Source organism: Nonomuraea sp. K271 (assembly GCF_009908215.1).
Taxonomy (GTDB): Bacteria; Actinomycetota; Actinomycetes; order Streptosporangiales; family Streptosporangiaceae; genus Nonomuraea; species Nonomuraea longispora.
Window position 1 is genome coordinate 35,589 of sequence record NZ_JAAAHR010000030.1, and the last position, 20,554, is coordinate 56,142.

The window sequence follows — 20,554 nt, forward strand, 5'->3', positions numbered from 1 at the left end:
GGAGGACCCCGAATGGCGATGATGGGCGGGGGCTTCGGCCCCGGTGTGATGGCGTCCCTGCGGCGCGACGAATCGGTGACCAGGCAGCGGCTGCGGCCCGGCGTCGTGCGGCGCATCGCGCGCTACGCCAGGCCGTACACCCGGCAGATCGTGGCGTTCCTCGGGCTCGTCGTGCTGGGCGCGGTGATCGTGATCGCCAACCCGCTGCTGATGAAGGCGATCATCGACGACGGCATCCTGCCCAAGCGGCCGGACATCGTGGTCGGGCTGGCCGTGGCCATCGCCGTGCTGGCCCTGGTCGACGCCGGGCTGACGCTGGTGCAGCGGTGGTTCTCCGCGCGCGTCGGCGAGGGCCTGATCTTCGACCTGCGCACGGAGGTGTTCGGCCACGTGCAGCGCATGCCGGTGGCGTTCTTCATGCGGGCGCAGACCGGCGCGCTGGTCAGCAGGCTCAACACCGACGTGATCGGCGCCCAGCGGGCGCTGACGAGCACGCTGTCGTCCGTGGTCTCCAACGTCGTCAGCCTGGTCCTGGTGCTTGGCGCCATGCTCGCCCTGTCGTGGCAGGTCACCCTGGTCGCGCTGGTGCTGCTGCCGATCTTCATCGTCCCCGCCAAGTTCGTGGGCCGCCGCATGTCGGCGCTGACCCGGGAGCAGATGCAGCTCGACGCCGAGATGAGCTCGGTGACCACCGAGCGGTTCAACGTGGCGGGCGCGACGGTCGCCAAGCTCTACGGCCGGCCGGAGGACGACGCCGAGGTGTTCGGCAGCCGCGCCGCCAGGGTCCGCGACGTGGGCGTGACCGTCGGCATGTACGGCACCGTGTTCAGGGTGGCGCTCGGGCTCGTGGCCGCGCTGGCCACCGCCCTCGTCTACGGCATCGGCGGCGTGCTGTCCGTCTCGGATGTCTTCGAGCTGGGCACGCTGGTGGCCCTGGCGGCCCTGCTGATGCGCCTGTACGGCCCCCTGACGTCGCTGTCCAACGTGCACGTGGACGTGATGACGGCCCTGGTGAGCTTCGACCGGGTCTTCGAGGTCCTCGACCTCGAACCCATGGTGGCGCAGCGCCCCGGCGCCGTGCCGGTGCCCGAGGGGCCGGTGACGATCGAGTTCGACGACGTGCGCTTCCGCTACCCCTCCGCCGAGGAGGTCTCCCTCGCCTCGCTGGAGTCGGCCGCCCGGCAGGACACCGGGCCGTCCCAGCCGGTGCTGAAGGGGGTCTCGTTCCGGGCCGGGCCCGGGCAGCTGATCGCCCTCGTCGGCCACTCGGGCGCCGGGAAGACGACCATGACCTCGCTGGTCTCCCGCCTCTACGACGTCGACGAGGGCGCGGTCAGGATCAACGGGCTCGACGTGCGCGACGCCACCCTCGACTCCCTGCGCGACACCGTGGGGGTGGTCATGCAGGACGCTCATCTCTTCCATGACACGATCGCGGCCAACCTCCGCTATGCCAGGCCGGAGGCCGGGGACGAGGAGATCTGGGAGGCTCTCAGGGCCGCGCAGATAGGTGACCTCGTGGAGGGCCTGCCCGACGGGCTGGAGACCGTGGTGGGCGATCGCGGCTACCGGCTGTCCGGCGGCGAGAAGCAGCGCCTCGCGCTGGCCAGGCTGCTGCTCAAGGCACCGCGCGTGGTGGTGCTCGACGAGGCCACCGCCCACCTCGACTCCGAGTCGGAGGCGGCGGTGCAGGTGGCGCTGAAGACCGCGCTGGAGGGCCGCACGTCGCTGGTCATCGCGCACCGGCTGTCGACGATCAGGGAGGCCGACGAGATCCTGGTCGTCCACGACGGCCGCATCGCCGAACGCGGCAGGCACGACGAGCTGCTGGCGCGCGACGGGCTCTACGCCGAGCTCTACCGCACCCAGTTCACTTCTTCCTCAGGTAGCCCAGCCGCTTGAGCTCCTCGCGGGCGACCTTCTCCACCAGCTTCACGTCGTCGCGGGTGAGCCGGGACCTCCAGGCGCCCGGCATGGGGACGGCGGGGTCGTACAGGACGACCTTGGACACCCGCGTCTGCAGGAACTCCGTGAGCGTGGCCACCGACTGCGGCGGTCTGAGCACCAGGTCCTCGTAGCGCAGCGTCAGGAGCCGCTCCTCGGGCAGGGTCCTGCGCAGTTCGGCGCTGACCCGCACGGCGCTGCGCCAGCGCAGCGCGCTCTTGCCCGAGTCGGGCATCTCGCGCCAGCGGTCGAGGTGCTCGTCCTTGCTGATGCCGAAGAACGCGTTGGGGAACTCGGTCTGGCCCGTCACCATCGCCGGCTTGAACCAGGTCAGGCACGCCGGGTCGGCCAGCATGCCGGCCACGACGTCCCTGCCGTCGCGGATGAGCTGCACGAACCGGGCGTCAGGGAACGCCTGGAGCAGCACGGGCACGCTGTAGAGCAGGTCGGGGCTGCCGTCGCCGAACCGGGTGACGTCGCCGGCGTTCACGCAGGGGCCCGCGCCGGTGACGCCGCCCGCGTCCCTGCACGGCTCGGCGCACTGGCCGCACGATCGGGGCAGCACCTGCCACGACTCGGCGAGGGCGTCGCGCATGACGCGCACGGCGCCGGACGTGGCGGCGAGCGACGGCTTGCGGGCGAAGGCGTACACCACGTGCGCCAGGCTCGCGCGGCCCATCGTCACGTGGAAGCCAGGGGATCGTTTCAGGGCGCGGGCGAGCAGATCCGTGCCGGAATGCGGGGCTCCGAGCAGGAAGACCGGCCGGCGGACCTTGATGCCGTTGACCACGAGGATGTGGGGCGGAAGTCGCATACGACAGGTAAGTGTGGCACCGTTTGGCACGTGAACGAGCCAGCGCCGCATCGGTGCTCACCGAAGCAGGCATGTAAGGAGTTGATCAATGCAGACTGGTGACACCGTCGCGATCGTCTCGCCGTCGGGCCCGCCCAACGCCGTGATGCTGAGGCGCGGCGTCGAGCGTCTGGAGGGGCTCGGGCTGAAGGTGGTGATCGGCGCGCACGCGCTCGACCGCCAGGGGCTCGACTACCTCGCGGGCAGCGACGCGGCCAGGGCCGCCGACCTGCAGGCGGCCTGGTGCGACCCGGCCGTCTCCGCGGTGTTCTGCTGCCGGGGCGGCTACGGCGCCGCGCGGCTGCTCGACCGCCTCGACTGGAACGCCATGCGCGCGGCGGGCCGCAAGGTCCTGGTCGGGTCGAGCGACATCACGGCGCTGCACAACGCGTTCGCCATCGAGCTGGGCGTGCCCACGCTGCACGGGCCGATGCCCGCCTCCAAGATCATGGCCGACGAGAAGCCGCCGGAGCCGCGGAGCTGGGAGAGCCTGCAGTCGGCGCTGTTCGGCCCCACAGGCGTCGTGCACGGCGACCGGGTGCTGGTGCCGGGGCGGGCCGAGGGCGTGCTGTCCGGCGGTAACCTGTCGCTGCTCGCCTCCATGTGCGGCACCCGGTGGCAGCCGTCGTTCCGGGGCCGGATCGCCTTCCTGGAGGACGTGACGGAGGAGCCCTACCGGATCGACCGCATGCTGACGCAGTTGCTGCAGGCGGGGGTGTTCGACGGGGTGCGGGGCATCGCGCTCGGCTCGTGGGTCGACTGCGGCGATCCCTACCCCGTGCTGCTCGACCGTCTGGGGCCGCTCGGGGTGCCGGTGGTGGCGGGGTTGCCGGTGGGACACGGGTCGCCACAGATGAGCGTGTGGCTGGGAGCGCTTGGTGTTATCGATACCGAATCGTGCTCCCTGGCTGGTCGGATCGGCGATGGGGAGCAGGCAAGGTAGGAGGGACGAAACCGACAGAAGGGACACGGCGCGTGAATTTGTTCGGGCGTGACCGCGAGCCCTCACGCCGGCCGGTCGAGGACGTCGACCTCGACTCCTTGCTCGCGCTCGTCGCGGAGTCGCTCGGCTACTCCTTCGAGTTCGCGCGCGACGGAGGCTCCGTGAGGCTGACGAGCGTCACCGGCTCCGGCTCCGGCACCGGCGCGGGCGCGGGCGAGCCGCTCGTCGTCCGGCTCACCGGGTTGCGGCGCGAGGCCGCGCGCAGAGCCAGGGAAGACTGGCCGATGCTGGTCTCCGAGCACCTCGCCCACGCCGTCGCCACCGTCGGCGACCGGCTCGACGTGTGCGACCTGGAGCAGGCCAAGCCGCTCATGCGCACCCGGGTCGAGTCCGTCGACGAGGTGAGCGACCTGACCCGCGTGGTGGGCCGCCACCTCAACGCCGACCTCGTGGAGCTGCTCACCGTCGGCACACGGGCCGTGCGCCCCGAGGAGGCGGGCTGCTGGCCCGTCCCGCCGGCGCGGGCCCTCGACCTCGCCGTGGCCAACGTACGCCGCGACGAGCGGCTGCTGGTCGAGCGGATCGAGTTGTCGGGCACCCCGGTGACCCGCCTGACCGCGGCCACCCCCGCGGCCGCCACGCATCTGCGCTGGCTCGGCTCCTACCTGCCCGTGCCCGCCGACGGGGCGCTCGTGGTGCTGCCCGACCCCTACACCCTGCTCCTCCATCCGGTCGACGGGATCGGCGTCGTGCGGGCCATCGAGCGGCTGCGGGTGCACGCGGCCCAGACCGACGGGCTCAGCTCACAGGTCTACTGGTGGCACCGGGGAGCGCTGACGCTCATCAAGGCCGACATCGTGCTGCAGAGCGGCCACGCCCGGCTCGTCGTGGCGCCGCCGCCGGAGTTCGCCGAGGTCCTGGCCCGGCTGGCCGTCTGACCCCCTCCCCCGAGGACCGCTCAAAAGCCGAACGCCGCCGTCACCCGATCGGCCAGGTCGTCCTCGGTCATCGTGCCGCCGACCTCGATCACGGTCAGCCCGAGCCCGCGTGCCTCCCCGGCGAGGCGTTCGGTGAACAACCTGTCGCGTTCGAGCAGGTTGCGCAGCGCCCTGTCCGGATCGCCGCTCCTCCCGGCGATCTGCCAGAGCGAGCCCCGGCTGCGGAACGCGTCCAGGCGGAACCCGGGCGACGGAACCAGCCAGACGCCGTGCCGCGCCGTGGCCAGCAGGGGCTCGACCAGGGACGGCAGCAGTCGGAAGCCCTCGGCGAGCACGGGACGCTCCTGGGGGAGCCGCAGCAGGTCCTCGACGATCAGGCCGAAGCCCTCACCCCTGAACCAGTGGAACGTCTCCAGCATGGTCTCGGCCGAGCGGTTCACCCACCGCTCGTCCATGTCCATGGCCATGAACGCGTGCAGATGGGGGCACTCGCCCGGCGTGCTGCGCGCCGCGTGGTCGTGCATCACGCCGTCGGTGTCGTACAGGCGGAAACCGTGCCGGTCCGCGATGCGGCGGGCGACGGTCGACTTGCCGGCGCCGCTCCCACCGCCGATCCAGCGGACGTGACGGAGCCGCTCGCGCAGCGCCGTCACCTCGCCGGGCCTTCCCGTCGTCATGCTGCTACGACCGGTCCACGTAGTCGCGCAGGTGGAGCGCGGTCAGTGAGGAACCGGTGGCGACCAGCTCACCGGGGGTGCCGGAGAACACGACCCGGCCGCCGTCGTGTCCGGCTCCCGGCCCCAGGTCGATGATCCAGTCGGCGTGGGCCATGACGGCCTGGTGGTGCTCGATCACGATGACCGTGTTGCCGTCGTCCACCAGCCGGTCGAGCAGGGCCAGGAGCTGGTCCACGTCCGCCAGGTGCAGCCCCGTCGTGGGCTCGTCCAGCACGTACGTGGTGCCGTTCTTCGCCATGTTGATGGCCAGCTTGAGCCGCTGCCGCTCGCCGCCCGACAGCGTGGTCAGCGGCTGGCCGAGCCCGACGTAGCCGAGGCCGACCGAGGTCAGCCGGTCGAGGATCGTGCGGGCCTGGCCGGTGGTGAAGAAGTCGCGGGCCTCGGCCACCGGCATGGCGAGCACCTCGCTGATGTTCTTGCCCCGCAACGTGTACGTCAGCACCTCGGGCGTGAACCGTTTGCCCTCGCACTCCTCGCACACCGACGCCACCTCGGCCATCACCGCCAGGTCGGTGTAGATGAGCCCGATGCCCTTGCACTTCGGGCAGGCGCCCGCCGAGTTGGCGCTGAACAGGCCCGGTTTGACGCCGTTCGCCTTGGCGAACGCCGCCCGGATCGGGTCGAGCACCCCGGTGTACGTCGCGGGGTTGCTCCTGCGCGAGCCGCGGATCGGCGACTGGTCGGCCACCACCACGCCGTCGCGGCCCGCGACGTAGCCGTGGATCAGCGAGCTCTTGCCCGACCCGGCCACGCCGGTGACCACGGTCAGCACGCCCAGCGGGACGTCCACGCTCACGTCGCGCAAGTTGTGCAGGGTGGCGTTCCTGATCGCCAGGTGCCCGGACGGCTCGCGGACCTTCTCGCGCAGGCGCACCCGGTGGTCGAGGTAGCGGCCGGTCAGCGTGCCGGAGGTGCGCAGCCCGCCGAGGTCGCCGGCGTAGCAGAGCTGCCCGCCGGCCGCGCCGGCGCCTGGGCCGAGGTCGACGACGTGGTCGGCGATGGCGATGGTCTCCGGCTTGTGCTCGACGACCAGCACCGTGTTGCCCTTGTCACGCAGCTGGAGCAGCAGGGTGTTCATGCGCTGGATGTCGTGCGGGTGCAGGCCGGCCGTCGGCTCGTCGAAGACGTAGGTGACGTCGGTCAGGCTGGAGTTGAGGTGGCGCACCATCTTGACGCGCTGCGCCTCTCCGCCCGACAGCGTGGACGACTCGCGGTCGAGGCTGAGATAGCCGAGGCCGATCCCGACCAGAGAGTCGAGCGTGGAGAGCAGGCCGTCCAGCACCGGGCCGACGGCCTCGTGTGCGATGCCGCGGACGAAGGTGGCCAGGTCGTCGATCTGCATGGCCGAGCAGTCGGCGATGCTCCTGCCGTCGACCAGGCTGGAGCGGGCGGCCTCGTTCAGCCGGGTGCCCGCGCAGGAGGGACAGCGGATCAGCCTGACCGCCCGGTCGGCGAACGCCCGCGCCGACGGCTGCATCGACTCGCGGTCCTTGGCGAGGTAGGCGCGCCTGATCCGGGGGACGAGGCCCTCGTACGTGAAGTTGCTGGAGCCGTACTTGAGCTTGGTGGGCGGCTTGTGGAGGAGGTCCTCCCACTGCTCGGGGGTGAAGTCCTTCAGCCTGACGGCGGGGTCGAACAGGCCCGAGCCGGCCACGACCTGCCAAGGCCAGCTGTCGACCGCGTACCCGGGGACCTTGATGGCGCCGTCGTTCAGCGACAGCTCCCGGTCGACCAGCTCGTCCACGTCGATGTCGGAGGCCTTGCCCAGCCCCTCGCACCCGGGGCACATGCCCTCGGCCGTGTTGAAGCTGAAAGCGCCGGCCGGGCCGGCGGGCGGCTCGCCGAGGCGGCTGAAGACGATGCGCAGCATGGTGTGCGCGTCGGTGGCCGTGCCTACGGTGGAGCGGGCGTTGGCGCCCATGCGCTCCTGGTCGACGATGATCGCCGCGCTCAGGTTGTGCAGCGCGTCGACGTCGGGGCGGGCCAGGCTCGGCATGAAGGCCTGGATGAACGCGGTGTAGGTCTCGTCGATCAGCCGGCGGGACTCCGCGGCGATCGTGTCGAAGACGAGCGAGGACTTGCCGGAGCCGGACACTCCGGTGAAGACGGTGAGACGCCGCTTGGGGATGTCGAGGGAGACGCCCTTGAGGTTGTTCTCCCTGGCGCCGCGGACCTGGATGCGGTCGTGGCTGTCAGCGGCGGTGTGGTCGTGGTGCTGGACGGCGCTTGCCTGCTGGCTGGAGAGCACGGAACCCTTCCGTCGTCGGCCGACTGTTTATGATGTAAGGGGATAGCTGGGACAGCTTACAACGGCGGCCGGCCGTTCGCGCCCGCCCGGAGGCGGGCGCCGGGTTCAGGCGGACAGCGGGTTGGCGTGACGGTGGTGCAGCCCGATGACCGGGATCTCGTGCAGGCTGCCCGAGTACAGGAACTGCGTCATGCCGATGAGCAGCCGCCGCACGTCCTCCTGCGGGCGCACCACCAGGCGCAGGAACCGGCTGGTCGTGCCGAGCTTGTTGCCGCACTCCCTGACGTACACGCCGTGCTCGGTGAGAAGGTGGTCGCGCAGCGGCACCCCGTCGTGGCCCGGCGGCAGCTTCACCAGCAGGAAGTTGCCCTGCGACGCGAACACCGACAGCCCCGGCATGGTGCTGAGCTGCTGGAACATCGCCCGCCTGTCGTTGCCGAGCCGCTTGAGGCTCTCCTGGTATTCCGGCCAGAACTGCCGCATCATGAACACCACGACCTCGGCGAACGAGTTGAGGTTCCACTTGGGCAGCGCGTCGCGCACCCGCCCGGCCAGCGCCGGGTTGGCGACCATGTAGCCGAAGCGGATGCCGTGCAGGCCGAAGCTCTTGCCCAGGCTGCGTAGCACGATCACGTTCGGCCGGACCGCGGCCTCGGCGGACATGCCAGGGTACGGCTCGGCGTCCACGAACTCGCCGAACGACTCGTCCACGATCACCAGGTCGAGGTCGATCAGCTCGTCCAGGAGCCGCAGGACCTCGTGCTTGGGCAGGTAGCCGCCGTCAGGGTTGTTGGGATTGCAGATCACCGCCACCCGCGAGCCGCGCGTACGGATGAACGAGACGTAGTCGTTCACGTCGAGCGTGAAGTTGCGGCTCTCCAGCAGCGGATACATGTCCACCCGCTTGCCCGTCTCCAGCGGCTGGTCCGTCCAGCGGCCGAACGTCGGGATCGGCACCGCCAGGCTCTCGCGCACCAGGAGGTGGTCGATCCAGGTGATCAGCTCGGTCGAGCCGTTGCCCATGGCGACCGTCTTGGGGTGCAGGCCGAGGGTGGAGCAGAGCTCCTCGGCGATGGTGTTCGCGTCGCTCGGATAGAACTTGAGGATCGTCTCCAGGTTCCTCCCGAGATGCTCGAAGATCTCGGGCGTCGGGAAATAGGGATTGCACGGGATGCAGAAGTCCACCGGTGCGCGCTCTCCGGCCGAGCCGCGCATGAGGGAGAAGTACGACGGGCTGTGCGCCTGTGCCCGCAAGAGGCTGAGCTCCACGACACCTCCATGGAACACGTGTCCGATGTGTGGAGGTACGCGCCGATCGTGGGGTCGGTTCACCCGCCGGCGCCCGGCGGGCGACGCACCACGCGGTGTCGGGCACCATGGATCGTGTGACGACGACCACGAAGCTCGCGGAGCTGACCGGACTGGTCGCTCAGGGCGGGGTGGCGGTGCTCAGCGGCGCCGGCCTGTCCACCGAGTCGGGCATCCCCGACTACCGGGGGCCGACGGGCCGCTCGCGCCGCGCCGAGCCGATGACGTACCAGAAGTTCGTCGGCAGCGCGGAGGCGCGGCGGCGTTACTGGGCGCGCAGTCACGTCGGCTGGCGGCAGATCGGCGACGCGCGGCCCAACGCCGGGCACCTGGCCGTGGCCGAGCTGGAGCGGCGCGGCCTGCTGTCCGGCATCGTCACCCAGAACGTCGACGGGCTGCACCAGGCGGCGGGCGCGAGGCGGGTGATCGAGCTGCACGGCGGGCTCGACCGGGTCGTCTGCCTGTCATGCCGGGAGCGCACTTCCCGCGCCGAGCTGGAACGCCGGCTGCGCGAGGCCAACGCCGGGTGGGCGGCTTCCGGTGCGATCAACCCCGACGGCGACGCCGTGCTCACCGACGCGCAGGTGTCGGGCTTCCGGGTGGTCGACTGCACGGGGTGCGGCGGGTTGCTCAAGCCCGACGTGATCTTCTTCGGCGAGAACGTGCCACGGACCCGCGTCGACGAATGTTTCGGTCTGGTGGCGGGGGCGCGGGCGCTGCTCGTGCTCGGCTCCTCGCTCAAGGTCAGGTCGGGGCTGCGGTTCGTCACCAGGGCCGCCGAGCTCGGCATCCCGATCGCCATCGTCAACCAGGGTCCGACCGGCGGCGACGCCGACGCCGCCCTCACCGTGGACGCCCCGCTGGGCCTCACGCTGTCCGGTCTCACCGCACAACTCGGGGAGATCACTCGAGCGGGGTAGCGGCGCGGAGGCGGCTCGGCGAGCACACGCACGCGGGCGGCGCAATGGAGCGCATGGCTCCTCGTTCCTGTGAGGACCCACTTCCTCGAACGCGGCCGTGCGGGCGAGATGGAGGAGCACCGCCATCCTCGGGGGCACCGGCCCTTCACGTGGTCCGAGGCCGGGGCGGCTGCCACCGGACGGGGAAGCCGCCGAGCTGCGCCCCCGGCGCCCTGCCCGACGCCGCTGTTCGCTTCTGACGTGCCGGTGCTCCGGGACACGCCGGCCGCCGGCCTGCGACTTCCCGTGATCAACTGAGCGAGCCGGCCCCGATGATCAGGTCCGGCCGCTATGGCTTGCGGGCCACCGCTCCGACGAAGGCGTGGTACGTGATGCCGAGCTCGGCCTGGTCGCCGGGGTCCGGCCGCCATTCGGGCAGGGGCACGAGGCCGGGCTCCAGCACCTCGAGCCCGTCGAAATAGGTGAGGATCTCCTCGCGGGTACGCCACCGCCCGGCGCCCAGGTGCTCGTTGAAGAGCTTCTCCGCCTGGTACGCCTGCCTGGACACCTCCGGGTGCGCCTGGCCGGGGTTGCAGAAGTGGGAGACGGCCAGGTGACTGCCGGGCGGGAGGCGGGCGAGCATCCTGGCGACGATGCCGGCCGGGTTCGCGGCGTCCGTCAGGTGGTGCAGGATGGCGAGCATCAGCAGCCCCACCGGCTCGCCGAAGTCGATGAGCTTCCTGACCTCGGGGTGGTCGAGGATCACTTCGGGCTCGCGCAGGTCGGCCTCGACGACGGTGGTGGTGTCGTCGACGGCGAGCAGGGCGTGGCCGTGGACGAGGACGATGGGGTCGTTGTCGACGTAGACCACCCGCGTGCCCGGTGCGGACGCCTGGGCGATCTCGTGCACGTTGCCCTGCGTGGGCAGGCCCGAGCCGATGTCGAGGAACTGGCGGATGCCGGCCTCCGCCGCGAGGTGGCGGACGACGCGTTTCAGGAACTCCCTGTTGGCCCGCGCCGCCTGCGGCGCGTCCGGGGCGACTTCGAGCGCGAGCCGGGCCATGACGCGGTCGGCCTCGTAGTTGTCCTTGCCGCCGAGCATGTAGTCGTAGACGCGGGAGACGCTGGGCCTGGTGGTGTCCACGTCCTGCGGCGGGCGCGCCGGCTCGCTCTCGGCCATCGTCGGCTCCTTTGGGGCAACGTCACGAAGACGACTGGCGCGATCATACCGCTGAACTATCGATATTTACGGCTTTTCGCCGATATGGGTAAAGGACAGTCAGGGGCAATGTCAGGACGGGTCAGGCGGACTCGCGAATCACGAGTTCGGTAGGGAGTATCACCGGCTCCAGGTCGCCTGCCCCGTCGATGAGCGCCAGCAGCAGGCGGATGGTCTCCTGGGCCATTTCGGTCAGCGGCTGACGGACCGTGGTCAGCGGCGGATGCGTGGACAGGGCCACCGAGGAGTCGTCGAACCCGCCCACCGCGACGTCGCCCGGCACGCCGCGCCCGGCCGCCCGCAACGCCGCCAGCGCGCCCGCCGCCATCAGGTCGGAGGCCACGAAGACGGCGTCGATGTCGGGCGCGCGCTCCAACAGCTCGGCCATCGCCCGCTCGCCGCTGGCCCGGGTCCAGTCGCCGTGCGCGATCAGCTTCGAGGTGGCCTTGCGCCCCAGCACCTCGGCGAAGCCCTCCAGCCGCTGGATGCCGCCCGGCGTGTCCATCGGGCCGGTGATCATGGCGATGCGCCTGCGGCCCTGGGCGACGAAGTATTCGGTCATCTGGCGGGCCCCGAGCCGTTCGTCGGCGGCGGCGTACGGGATGACGTTCTCGTGGCCGATGACGGCGCCGCACGAGACGGCGGGCGGCCCGGAGCCGAGCGCCTCCACGAGGGGGTCGCCCGCGTGCGTCGAGACCAGCAGCACGCCGTCGGCGTGGCCGCCGCGCACGTAGCGCACCACCCGCTCCCGCTCGGCCGCGTCGCCCGCCAGCATCATGACCAGCGACAGGTCGCGCTCGGCCAGCATCTTGATGGCGACCCTGATGAGGGTGCTGTAGTTGGGGTCCTCGAACAACTTCTCGTACGGCTCCGAGAGCACCATCACGACCGAGCCGGTGCGCTGGGTGACCAGGCTGCGGGCGGCCCGGTTGACGACGTAGCCGGTCTCGGAGATCGCCCTCTCGATGGCCACGCGCGCCGCCGGGCTCACGTACTTGTCGCCGTTGAGCAGGCGGGACACCGTGCCGCGGGACACGCCCGCGGCGGCGGCGACATCGTGGATCGTGGGGCGTTTCACTTGACGGCTCCGGAGGACAGGTCGGTCTTCCAGTATCGCTGCATCGTGAGGAAGAGCGCGATCAAGGGCACGATCGACAGCAGCGCGCCCGTGAGGATCAGGTTGTAGAGGGCCGGCTGGTTCGCCCCGGCCTGCAGCAGCGTGAAGAGGCCGACCGTGAGCGGGAACTTCTGGTCGTCGCCGAGCATGATGAACGGCAGCAGGAAGTTGTTCCAGATGGCCACGAACTGGAACAGGAAGATCGTCACCATGCCCGGCACCATCAGCGGCAGCGCCACCCGCGTCATGAGGCGTCCTTCGCCGGCCCCGTCGATCCGCCCGGCCTCCAGCAGTGAGTCGGGGATCGCGGCGGCCGCGTAGACGCGGGCCAGATAGATGCCGTACGGGTGCAGGATCTGCGGCAGCAGCACGGCCCAGTGGCTGTCGGCCAGGCCGATCTGGGAGAACAGCAGATACTGCGGGATGGCCAGCACCACGGCGGGCACGAGGATGCCCCCGATGAGCAGGTTGAAGATCACGTTACGGCCGGGGAAACGGTATTTCGCCAGGGCGTACCCCGAAACGGCCGAGACCGCGGTCGACAGCAGCGCGCCGCCGCCCGCGTAGATGAGCGTGTTGGCCGCCCAGAGCCAGAACACCCCGTCGCGGTAGGCGAACAACTCCGCGACGTTGTCGAAGAAGCCGGTGCCGAACGCGAGCGTCGGGGTGCTGAACAGCTCGCCGGGCGACTTGGTGGCCGCTATCAGCACCCAGAACACGGGGAACAGGCAGTAGATCGCGCCGAGGAGGAGCAGCGCCGTGGGCGCCACCCCCCACGGCCTGCCCGCGAACGCGCCGTGCGCGCGGCGGCGGTGTGCGGTGGCGGCGGTGACCCCGGCCATCAGCCCTCCCTGAAGGCGCGGTCGCGGACCACGCGCAGGAAGCCGAACGACAGGAAGAGAGAGATCGCCGCGATGACGATCGAGGTGGCGGCGGCCGAGTACAGGTCGCCGGTGACGAAGGCGTCGCGGTAGACCTTCATGAGCGGGCTCCACGTCGAGCTGATCGTGTTCGTCAGCGGCCGGAGCGCGGTGGGCTCGGTGAACACCTGGATGGTAGCGATGATCGAGAACACGGTGGTGAGGACGATCGCGGGGGTCAGCATCGGGATCTTGACCCGGAGCGCGGTCTGCACCTCGGAGGCGCCGTCGAGGCGGGCGGCCTCGTACAGGTCGCGGGGGATCGCCCGGAGCGCGGTGTAGAGCACGAGCATGTTGAAGCCGGTCCCGCCCCACACGGCCACGTTCGCCATGGAGTACGTGACGGTGGTCGCGCCCAGGTAGTCGACGTCGAGAACCGCCTTGAGCGGGCTGAGCGAGGGCAGGTAGAGGAACCCCCACAGCAGGGTGGCGGCCACCCCCGGCACCGCGTACGGCAGGAAGATCGCGATCCGGGAGAAGCGGGCCAGCCGCACCCGCGCCGAGTCCAGCAGCAGGGCGAACAGCAGCGCCAGGCCGAGCATCACGACCAGCACCAGCGCGCCGTACCCGAGCACCCGCAGCCAGCCCTGCCACAACTCGGCGTCGGCCAGGGCGGCGGCGAAGTTGTCGAACCCGACGAAGACCTCGCGGCGCGCGCCTTTCCCGAGCCCGAGCCCGGACACCCTGGTCCTGTGCATCGCCAGGTAGACGGTGTAGGCGATGGGCACCGCGAGGAAGAGCGTGAACAACACGATGGCGGGGGTCAGGAACAGGTACGGCCACGCCCCCCTTCGCGGACGCCTCATGGCGCGATCTGGAAGCCGGACTTGCGCATGTCGGCGACCGTGGCGTCCTGCATGGCCCGCACGGCCGCGGAGAACGGCGTGCCGTCCTGCAGCGCCTTGTCGAAGCCGTCCTTGAAGGCGTTGTACGTCACGCCGACGTTCGGCCCGAAGGTGAAGCCGCGCGCACCCGCGGACACGGTGGCGGCCTGCTGCCAGAAGTCGGGCTGGTTGGAGAAGTAGGCGGGCGCCTCACCGAGCGCCGACTGCGCCTTGGTCGTGGCCGGGTAGATCGCGGCCTCCTTGACGAGCAGGTCGATGGCCTGCTGGTCGGTGTTGAGCCACGTGGCGAACTTCGCGGCGGCGGCCTTGTGCGGCGTCCTGGCCGAGACGGCGGTGGACGAGCCGCCCCAGAAGCCGCTGAAGCTCTCGCCGGCGTTCCACTGGGGGAGCGGCGCGACGGCCCACCTGCCCTTGGCCTTGGGCGCGTTGCTCGACAACACGCCGGGCGCCCACACGGCCGACGGCCAGGTCAGCAGCTTGCCGTCGTTGAGCGCCTTGTTCCATTCGGGGGTGAAGTACGGCATGTCGTCGATGGCGCCCTCCTTGACGAGCCCGCCCCAGTAGTCGGCGACCTTCCTGGTGGGCTCGTCGGCGACGTTGACCTTCCACGACTCGCCGCTGATCGACCACCACTGCGCTCCGGCCTGCTGGGCGAGGCCTGTGAACGCTCCCGGGTCCTTGCTGGAGAACGTGCCCAGGTACGCCTTGGGGTCCTTCTTGCGCACCGTGCGGGCCGCCTCGGCGTAGTCCCGCCAGGTCTCCGGGACCTCGATGCCGTACTCGTCGAACAGGTCCTTGCGGTAGAAGAGCATCATCGGGCCGCTGTCCTGGGGGACGCCGTAGACCGCGTCGGTGCCGAGGGTGACGAGGTTCCACAGGCCGTCGGAGAACTCGCCCCTGATCGGGGCGGTCTCGGCCTTGAGGTCGGCCACGGCGTCGGCGGCGATGAACGACGGCAGGTGCTGGTATTCCGCCTGTACCAGGTCGGGCGGGTTGCCGGCCTTGGCGGCCGTGAGGTATTTCGCGGCCGCGTCGTCGCCGCCGGCCTGCTTGCTGACCGTCACCTGGATGTCGGGATTGGCGGCGTTCCAGACCTTGACGATCTTGTCCATGTTGGGGGCCCAGGCCCAGTACGTGAGCTTGACGGGCCCCCGCGGGGCGGCCGTCTCCGGCGCCGCCTCGGGGCTCCCGGCGGGCTCGCCGGACCCGCAGCCCACGAGGGCGCCCGACACGCAGGTCACCGAGAGTGCGACGGCCAGGGCTGCTCCAAGGCGGTTGGCGCGCATGCGTACCTCCAGAAGTTCTGTGAACGTGCACAGACTGGATGAGGGCGGAAAAGGCCGTCAAGGGGTTGTTACGCTCTCGTTAATTTCCGCCTTCGCGGTGATTTGCACGGTGACGGTTCCTATGTTCGGCAGCGTGCCTTACTGTGCACGTTCACAGAAGTATTTCGAGGGGGATGGATGTATCCGGAGCGTCCTGCCGGTATCGCCTTTGGCGGGGACTACAACCCAGAGCAGTGGCCGCGCGAGATCCTCGACGAGGACGTGGCCCTGATGCGCGAGGCCGGGGTCAACCTGGTCAGCCTGGGCATGTTCACGTGGGCGTCGATGGAGCCCGAGGAGGGGCGCTACACGTTCGGCCGGCTGGACGAGGTCGTCGACCGGTTGCACGAGGCGGGCGTCGCGGTCGACCTGGCCACGCCCACCGCCGCGCCGCCCGCCTGGTTCGTCGCCCGGCATCCCGACGTGCTGCCGGTGACCAGGGAGGGCACGCGGATCGGGTTCGGCGGCAGGCAGAGCGCCTGCTCCAGCGCCCCGGCCTTCCGCGAGGCGACCGCGCGCCTGGTGCGCGCGCTGGGCGAGCACTACCGCGGCCATCCCGCCGTGGTCATGTGGCACGTGCACAACGAGTACGGAGCCCCGCTGGGCGAGTGTTACTGCGGGCACAGCGTGGCGGCCTGGCGCGGCTGGCTGCGCCGGACGTACCGCGACCTCGCGGCGTTGAACGACGCCTGGGGCACCACGTTCTGGGGACAGACCTACACCGACTGGTCCGAGATCGACGCCCCGCGCGCCAACCACACGGTGCTCAACCCGGCCCAGCGGCTCGACTACGCCCGCTTCAGCGACGGCCAGCACCGCGAGCACTACGCGCTCCAGCGCGACATCCTGCGCGAGTTCACCCCGGGCGTCCCGGTGACCACGAACTTCGCCGGCACGGTCAACTGCAAGTCCACCGACCTGTGGCGGTGGGCCCGCGAGGTCGACGTGATCGCCAACGACCACTACCTGAAGGCCGAGCTGCCCGACAACCACATCGACCTGGCGATGTCCGCCGACCTGGCCCGCTCGGTCGCCGGCGGGGCGCCGTGGATGCTCATGGAGCACTCGGCGGGCGCGGTCAACTGGCAGCCGCGCAACCTCGCCAAACGGCCGGGCGAGCTGCGCCGCAACAGCCTCGCGCACGTCGCCCGCGGCTCGGACAGCGTGCTGTTCTTCCAGTGGCGGGCCTCGCGGTTCGGGGCGGAGAAGTTCCACTCGGGCCTGGTCCCGCACGCGGGGACCGACTCCGAGCAGTGGCGCGAGGTGGTGCGGCTGGGCGCCGACCTGCGCGCGCTGGCCGGCGTCAGGGGCGGCCGGGTGCGGGCCGAGGTGGCGATCGTCTGGGACTGGGAGTCGTACTGGGCGCTGGAGCTGGACTGGCGGCCGTCGGTGGACCTGACGTTCCGTGAGCGGATGGACGCCTTCTACGAGGCGTTGTGGCGGGAGCACGTGACGGTGGACTTCGTCCACCCTTCCGCCGATATTTCGGGTTATCGGCTGGTGGTCGCGCCCAGCTCGTACCTCCTCACCGAAGCCTCCGCCAAGAACCTCCACCGGTACGTCGAAGCAGGCGGCCACCTGCTCGTGTCGTACTTCTCCGGCATCGTGGACCAGCACGACACCCTCCACCCGGGCGCCTATCCCGGCGCGCTGCGCGAGCTGCTCGGCCTGTCCATCGAGGAGTTCCACCCGCTGCGCGAGCACGAGACGGTCGAGCTGGACGGCCCCGCGAGCCTCACCGCCCGCGTCTGGTCGGAGCGGGTCCGCCCGGCCGGCGCGGTCACCGTGCGCTCCTTCTCCGGCGGGCCCGACGCGGGACACCCCGCCTTCACCCGTCACGACCTCGGCGCCGGCACCGCCTGGTACCTCGCCACGGCACCCGTCGCCGGCCTGTGCGGCCTGCTCGCGCAGGTGCTCGACCACGCGGACGTGTCCCGGCCGCGCGGCCTGCCCGAGACCCTCGAACTGGTGCGCAGGGGCGGCCACGTCTTCCTGATCAACCACGGCGACGAGCCCGTGACGGTCGAGGGGGTGAGCGGCGTCAGCGTGTTCGACGGCGTACGGCACGACGGCGCGGTCACCGTCGCGCCCGGCGCGGTCACCGTCGTCGCCGAAACCCCCATCCCCAGGGAGATGCGATGAAACGGTTACTCACCGCACTGCTGCTGGTCGCCGCAGCGGTGCAGCCCATCGTCCAGCCAGCCGTCCAGCCCGCGCACGCCGGTACGTCCGGGGCGGCGCTGCAGATCAGGGGCGCCGACGTCTCCAGCCTGGCCAAGTCGGAGGCGCTCGGCGGCGTCTACCGCGACGCCCGCGGCCGCACCGGCGACGCGCTGCGCATCCTGTCGCGGGCCGGCCTCAACCACGTCAGGCTCAAGGTCTGGGTGGACCCGGCCGACGGCTACAACACCAAGACGCAGGTGCTGGGCCTGGCCAGGCGAGCCAAGGCCCAGGGCATGAAGCTCCTCATCGACTTCCACTACTCCGACACGTGGGCCGACCCGGGCAAGCAGTACAAACCCGCCGCCTGGGAGTCGCTGCCGTTCGACCGGCTCAGGCAGGCCGTGTACGACCACACGTACGATGTGCTCGACGCGCTGCGCCGCCAGGGCACCACGGCCGACATGGTGCAGGTCGGCAACGAGATCAACGGCGGCCTGCTCTGGCCCGACGGCTCCACCTCGACCTGGCCGAACACGGCGGCGCTGCTGAACGCCGGCTACGACGCGGTCAAGCGGGTGTCGGGTTCGACCAAGGTCGTGCTGCACCTGGCCGACGGCGGCGACAACGGCCTCTACCGGTGGTGGTTCGACAACGCGAACGCGAACGGCGTGCGCCACGACGTGATCGGGATGTCGTACTACGCCTACTGGCACGGCACGCTGGAGACGTTCAGGGCCAACATCAACGACGTGGCCGCAAGGTACGGCAAGCCGGTGGTCGTGGTGGAGACCGCGTACCCGTTCACGACGGCCGACGACGACGGCTGGGCCAACATCATCACGGCCGCCGAGCCGTACCCCGGCTACCGGGCGAGCCCGGAGGGGCAGGCGGCGATGCTGACGAGCGTGGCCGAAATCGTCCGCCAGGTGCCGGGCGGCCTGGGCCTCGGTTTGTTCACGTGGGAGGCCACGTGGACCGGCGTGCGCGGCAACGGCTGGGATCCGGCCGACCCGTCGTCGGGCAACGCCTGGGAGAACCAGGCGCTGTTCGGCTATGACGACCGCGCGCTGCCCGCGATGGAGACGCTCGGCCGCCTCTGAGCGCGGAGCCCGGCCGGGTTCGGCTCGCGGGGGTCCTGTGGATCACGCGGCGGGGTTGACATGATGGCCGTATGACGATCATTCCGCTGAGCCCCGACGAACTGCTCACCACCACCCGAAGCGTGCGCAAGCGCCTCGATCTTACCCGTCCCGTGCCTGCGGAGCTGGTGCGCGAGTGCCTGGAGGTCGCGCTTCAGGCGCCCAGCGGCAGCAACCGGCAGGGCTGGCACTGGGTGGTGGTGAGCGATCCTGAGCTGCGCAAGGCGATCGGCGGCTACTACCGGCGCTCGTTCGGCGCGTACCGGGCCTCGGGCGGCTCGGCCGGGTCGTTGTTCGAGGACGATCCGGCGCGGGCCGCCACCCAGCGGCGGGTCTCCGAGAGCGCCGGCTACCTGAGCGAGCGCATGGGCGACGTGCCGGTCCTGGTGCTCGGGTGCATCCAGACGCCCGGCGGGCTCCCCGAGGGCAACCAGGCCGGGCTCTGGGGTTCGCTGCTGCCCGCGGCGTGGAGCTATATGCTGGCCGCCCGCGCCCGGGGCCTCGGCACCGCCTGGACGTCCCTGCACCTGGCGTACGAGAGCGAGATCGCCGAGCTGCTCGGCATCCCCGCCGACGTCCGCCAGGGCGTGCTCATCCCCACCGCCTACTACACGGGTGAGACGTTCAGGCCCGCCCATCGGCAGCCGCTCGACGAGGTGCTCCACCTCGATCGCTGGTAAGCCGCAGCCGTAGCACCACCTATGTGAAGGAGAGCCCGTGATCCCCCTGCCCACGTTGCCGACGTCCCTGGTCGGAAGCTACGCCCAGCCCGAATGGCTGATCGACCGCGCCCGGCTGGCCGAGCGGTTCCCCCCGCGGGTGCGGGCCAGGGAGCTGTGGCGCGTCGCGCCCGAGCTGCTCGCCCAGGCCCAGGACGACGCCACCGAGCTGGCCATCAGGGCGCAGGAGCGCGCCGGGCTGGACATCGTCACCGACGGCGAGATCCGGCGCGAGAGCTACTCCAACCACTTCGCCACGGCCCTCGACGGCATCGACATCGACAATCCGGGCACGGCGCTCGACCGCAGCGGGCACCCCAACCCGGTGCCGCGCATCGTCGGCCCGATCCGCCGCACCCGCCCGATCGAGGTGGACGACCTTCGGTTCCTGCGCGCCCACACCGACCGCACGATCAAGATGACGGTGCCGGGCCCGTTCACGATGAGCCAGCAGGCCCAGAACGAGCACTATCCCGACGCCGAGGCGGCCGCGATGGACTACGCGGCGGCCGTCAACGCCGAGATCCGCGACCTGTTCGCCGCGGGCGCGGACATCGTCCAGATCGACGAGCCGTACATGCAGGCCAGGCCTGACCACGCGCGCGCCTACGGGCTGGCCGCGCTGAACGCCGCGCTCGACGGCGTCACCGGCACGACCGCGGTGCACATCTGCTTCGGGTACGCGGCGATCATCCATGAGCGGCCCGAGGCGTACTCGTTCCTGCCCGAGCTGGCCGGCTGCCCGGTCGAGCAGGTGTCGATAGAGACCGCCCAGTCCGGTCTCGACCTGGGGGTGCTGTCCGACCTGAAGGACAAGACCGTCATCCTCGGGGTGATCGATCTGTCCACGTCCGACGTCGAGCCGGTCGAGGTGGTGGCGGATCGGGTGCGCAAGGCGTTCGACCGGGTGCCGCCCGAGCGCGTCGTCATCGCCACGGACTGCGGGATGAAATATCTGCCCAGGGAGTCGGCGGAGGGCAAGATGCGCGCCATGGCGGGCGCGGCCCGCCTGCTGCGGGAAGAGCTCGGCCGATCATGACCGCGCCGGCGCGTGAGGGCGCCGCTCCTTCACCATGATCGTATGCGGCACGCCGGGGCTGCGCGCCCGTGCGGCGGCGGGGGACGTGGACGCCTGGGCGGGGCCTCCTCACCACGACCACCCTGGTGTGTGCCTGCGGCGGAGCGGCGGCTGGCCGCCTCCCAGAGGGCGGTCCTTTGGTCATGAAATGTCCGCATA

17 protein-coding genes are annotated in these 20,554 nt (G+C 71.0%); 8 read left to right on the top strand and 9 right to left on the bottom strand.

Annotated features, from left to right (window positions below; genetic code table 11):
* The first annotated feature begins 12 nt into the window (after positions 1–12).
* On the top strand, positions 13–1,902 hold the full coding sequence (locus GUY59_RS13595; RefSeq protein ID WP_138200257.1) for an ABC transporter ATP-binding protein: 1,890 nt from the start codon (positions 13–15) through the stop codon (positions 1,900–1,902).
* On the opposite strand, the gene GUY59_RS13600 is transcribed toward GUY59_RS13595, so the two are convergent.
* Positions 1,871–2,758, bottom strand: coding sequence for a sulfotransferase family protein (locus tag GUY59_RS13600; RefSeq protein WP_138200258.1), 888 nt, complete (start codon positions 2,756–2,758; stop codon positions 1,871–1,873). The genes GUY59_RS13595 and GUY59_RS13600 overlap by 32 nt on opposite strands.
* A gap of 88 nt (positions 2,759–2,846) precedes the next feature.
* Here GUY59_RS13600 and GUY59_RS13605 point away from each other — a divergent pair, with 88 nt between their 5' ends.
* Together GUY59_RS13605 and GUY59_RS13610 are read left to right on the top strand one after the other, a co-directional pair.
* Complete coding sequence (locus GUY59_RS13605; RefSeq protein ID WP_138200259.1) at positions 2,847–3,740, top strand: S66 peptidase family protein; 894 nt, start codon at positions 2,847–2,849, stop codon at positions 3,738–3,740.
* A gap of 32 nt (positions 3,741–3,772) precedes the next feature.
* Positions 3,773–4,678 carry a hypothetical protein gene (locus tag GUY59_RS13610; protein ID WP_138200260.1) on the top strand — a complete coding sequence of 302 codons (906 nt, stop codon included), beginning with the start codon at positions 3,773–3,775 and terminating at the stop codon, positions 4,676–4,678.
* A gap of 20 nt (positions 4,679–4,698) precedes the next feature.
* Here the strand turns inward: GUY59_RS13610 and GUY59_RS13615 are convergent, their stop codons facing one another.
* The 3 genes from GUY59_RS13615 to GUY59_RS13625 form a co-directional block, all read right to left on the bottom strand.
* Positions 4,699–5,355, bottom strand: coding sequence for a shikimate kinase (locus GUY59_RS13615; protein ID WP_138200261.1), 657 nt, complete (start codon positions 5,353–5,355; stop codon positions 4,699–4,701).
* 4 nt (positions 5,356–5,359) lie between these two features.
* Positions 5,360–7,663, bottom strand: a complete 2,304-nt coding sequence (locus tag GUY59_RS13620; RefSeq protein ID WP_138200262.1) for an ATP-binding cassette domain-containing protein — start codon at positions 7,661–7,663, stop codon at positions 5,360–5,362.
* A 105-nt stretch (positions 7,664–7,768) separates the two neighbouring features.
* The gene (locus GUY59_RS13625) at positions 7,769–8,932 is read right to left on the bottom strand and encodes a pyridoxal phosphate-dependent aminotransferase (protein WP_201760837.1); all 1,164 of its coding nucleotides are present in this window, start codon (positions 8,930–8,932) and stop codon (positions 7,769–7,771) included.
* A 107-nt stretch (positions 8,933–9,039) separates the two neighbouring features.
* Here GUY59_RS13625 and GUY59_RS13630 point away from each other — a divergent pair, with 107 nt between their 5' ends.
* Positions 9,040–9,891, top strand: a complete 852-nt coding sequence (locus GUY59_RS13630; protein ID WP_138200263.1) for an NAD-dependent protein deacetylase — start codon at positions 9,040–9,042, stop codon at positions 9,889–9,891.
* Between the two features lie 328 nt (positions 9,892–10,219).
* Here GUY59_RS13630 and GUY59_RS13635 read toward each other — a convergent pair whose 3' ends face one another.
* From GUY59_RS13635 to GUY59_RS13655, 5 genes are all read right to left on the bottom strand, one after another.
* The gene (locus tag GUY59_RS13635; RefSeq protein ID WP_138200264.1) at positions 10,220–11,050 is read right to left on the bottom strand and encodes an SAM-dependent methyltransferase; all 831 of its coding nucleotides are present in this window, start codon (positions 11,048–11,050) and stop codon (positions 10,220–10,222) included.
* A 121-nt stretch (positions 11,051–11,171) separates the two neighbouring features.
* Complete coding sequence (locus tag GUY59_RS13640) at positions 11,172–12,167, bottom strand: LacI family DNA-binding transcriptional regulator (RefSeq protein ID WP_212746163.1); 996 nt, start codon at positions 12,165–12,167, stop codon at positions 11,172–11,174.
* Entirely contained in the window at positions 12,164–13,048 is an 885-nt protein-coding gene (locus GUY59_RS13645; RefSeq protein WP_138200266.1) for a carbohydrate ABC transporter permease, read from the bottom strand. Before GUY59_RS13645 ends, GUY59_RS13640 begins: the two co-directional genes overlap by 4 nt.
* The gene (locus tag GUY59_RS13650) at positions 13,048–13,932 is read right to left on the bottom strand and encodes a carbohydrate ABC transporter permease (protein ID WP_138200267.1); all 885 of its coding nucleotides are present in this window, start codon (positions 13,930–13,932) and stop codon (positions 13,048–13,050) included. Before GUY59_RS13650 ends, GUY59_RS13645 begins: the two co-directional genes overlap by 1 nt.
* Positions 13,929–15,257, bottom strand: coding sequence for an ABC transporter substrate-binding protein (locus GUY59_RS13655; protein ID WP_138200268.1), 1,329 nt, complete (start codon positions 15,255–15,257; stop codon positions 13,929–13,931). Before GUY59_RS13655 ends, GUY59_RS13650 begins: the two co-directional genes overlap by 4 nt.
* Before the next feature lie 177 nt (positions 15,258–15,434).
* Between GUY59_RS13655 and GUY59_RS13660 the strand changes: the two genes are divergently transcribed.
* From GUY59_RS13660 to GUY59_RS13675, 4 genes are all read left to right on the top strand, one after another.
* Positions 15,435–17,438, top strand: coding sequence for a beta-galactosidase (locus GUY59_RS13660; protein WP_138200269.1), 2,004 nt, complete (start codon positions 15,435–15,437; stop codon positions 17,436–17,438).
* Positions 17,435–18,559: a glycoside hydrolase family 53 protein gene (locus GUY59_RS13665; protein WP_138200270.1), complete on the top strand. Its 1,125-nt coding sequence runs from the start codon at positions 17,435–17,437 to the stop codon at positions 18,557–18,559. The genes GUY59_RS13660 and GUY59_RS13665 overlap by 4 nt, the downstream gene beginning before the upstream one ends.
* Positions 18,560–18,630: 71 nt before the next feature.
* On the top strand, positions 18,631–19,278 hold the full coding sequence (locus GUY59_RS13670; protein WP_138200271.1) for a nitroreductase family protein: 648 nt from the start codon (positions 18,631–18,633) through the stop codon (positions 19,276–19,278).
* Positions 19,279–19,315: 37 nt separating this feature from the next.
* Entirely contained in the window at positions 19,316–20,356 is a 1,041-nt protein-coding gene (locus GUY59_RS13675; protein ID WP_138200272.1) for a 5-methyltetrahydropteroyltriglutamate--homocysteine methyltransferase, read from the top strand.
* The last annotated feature ends 198 nt before the right edge of the window (positions 20,357–20,554 follow it).

Excerpts from the sequence above, each read along its gene's own strand:
- GUY59_RS13605 (WP_138200259.1), top strand. The coding sequence starts at position 2,847 with ATGCAGACTGGTGACACCGTCGCGATCGTCTCGCCGTCGGGCCCGCCC.
- GUY59_RS13600 (WP_138200258.1), bottom strand. The coding sequence starts at position 2,758 with ATGCGACTTCCGCCCCACATCCTCGTGGTCAACGGCATCAAGGTCCGC.
- GUY59_RS13660 (WP_138200269.1), top strand. The coding sequence starts at position 15,435 with ATGTATCCGGAGCGTCCTGCCGGTATCGCCTTTGGCGGGGACTACAAC.
- GUY59_RS13635 (WP_138200264.1), bottom strand. The coding sequence starts at position 11,050 with ATGGCCGAGAGCGAGCCGGCGCGCCCGCCGCAGGACGTGGACACCACC.
- GUY59_RS13595 (WP_138200257.1), top strand. The coding sequence starts at position 13 with ATGGCGATGATGGGCGGGGGCTTCGGCCCCGGTGTGATGGCGTCCCTG.
- GUY59_RS13650 (WP_138200267.1), bottom strand. The coding sequence starts at position 13,932 with ATGAGGCGTCCGCGAAGGGGGGCGTGGCCGTACCTGTTCCTGACCCCC.
- GUY59_RS13615 (WP_138200261.1), bottom strand. The coding sequence starts at position 5,355 with ATGACGACGGGAAGGCCCGGCGAGGTGACGGCGCTGCGCGAGCGGCTC.
- GUY59_RS13630 (WP_138200263.1), top strand. The coding sequence starts at position 9,040 with ATGGATCGTGTGACGACGACCACGAAGCTCGCGGAGCTGACCGGACTG.
- GUY59_RS13655 (WP_138200268.1), bottom strand. The coding sequence starts at position 15,257 with ATGCGCGCCAACCGCCTTGGAGCAGCCCTGGCCGTCGCACTCTCGGTG.
- GUY59_RS13645 (WP_138200266.1), bottom strand. The coding sequence starts at position 13,048 with ATGGCCGGGGTCACCGCCGCCACCGCACACCGCCGCCGCGCGCACGGC.
- GUY59_RS13665 (WP_138200270.1), top strand. The coding sequence starts at position 17,435 with ATGAAACGGTTACTCACCGCACTGCTGCTGGTCGCCGCAGCGGTGCAG.
- GUY59_RS13670 (WP_138200271.1), top strand. The coding sequence starts at position 18,631 with ATGACGATCATTCCGCTGAGCCCCGACGAACTGCTCACCACCACCCGA.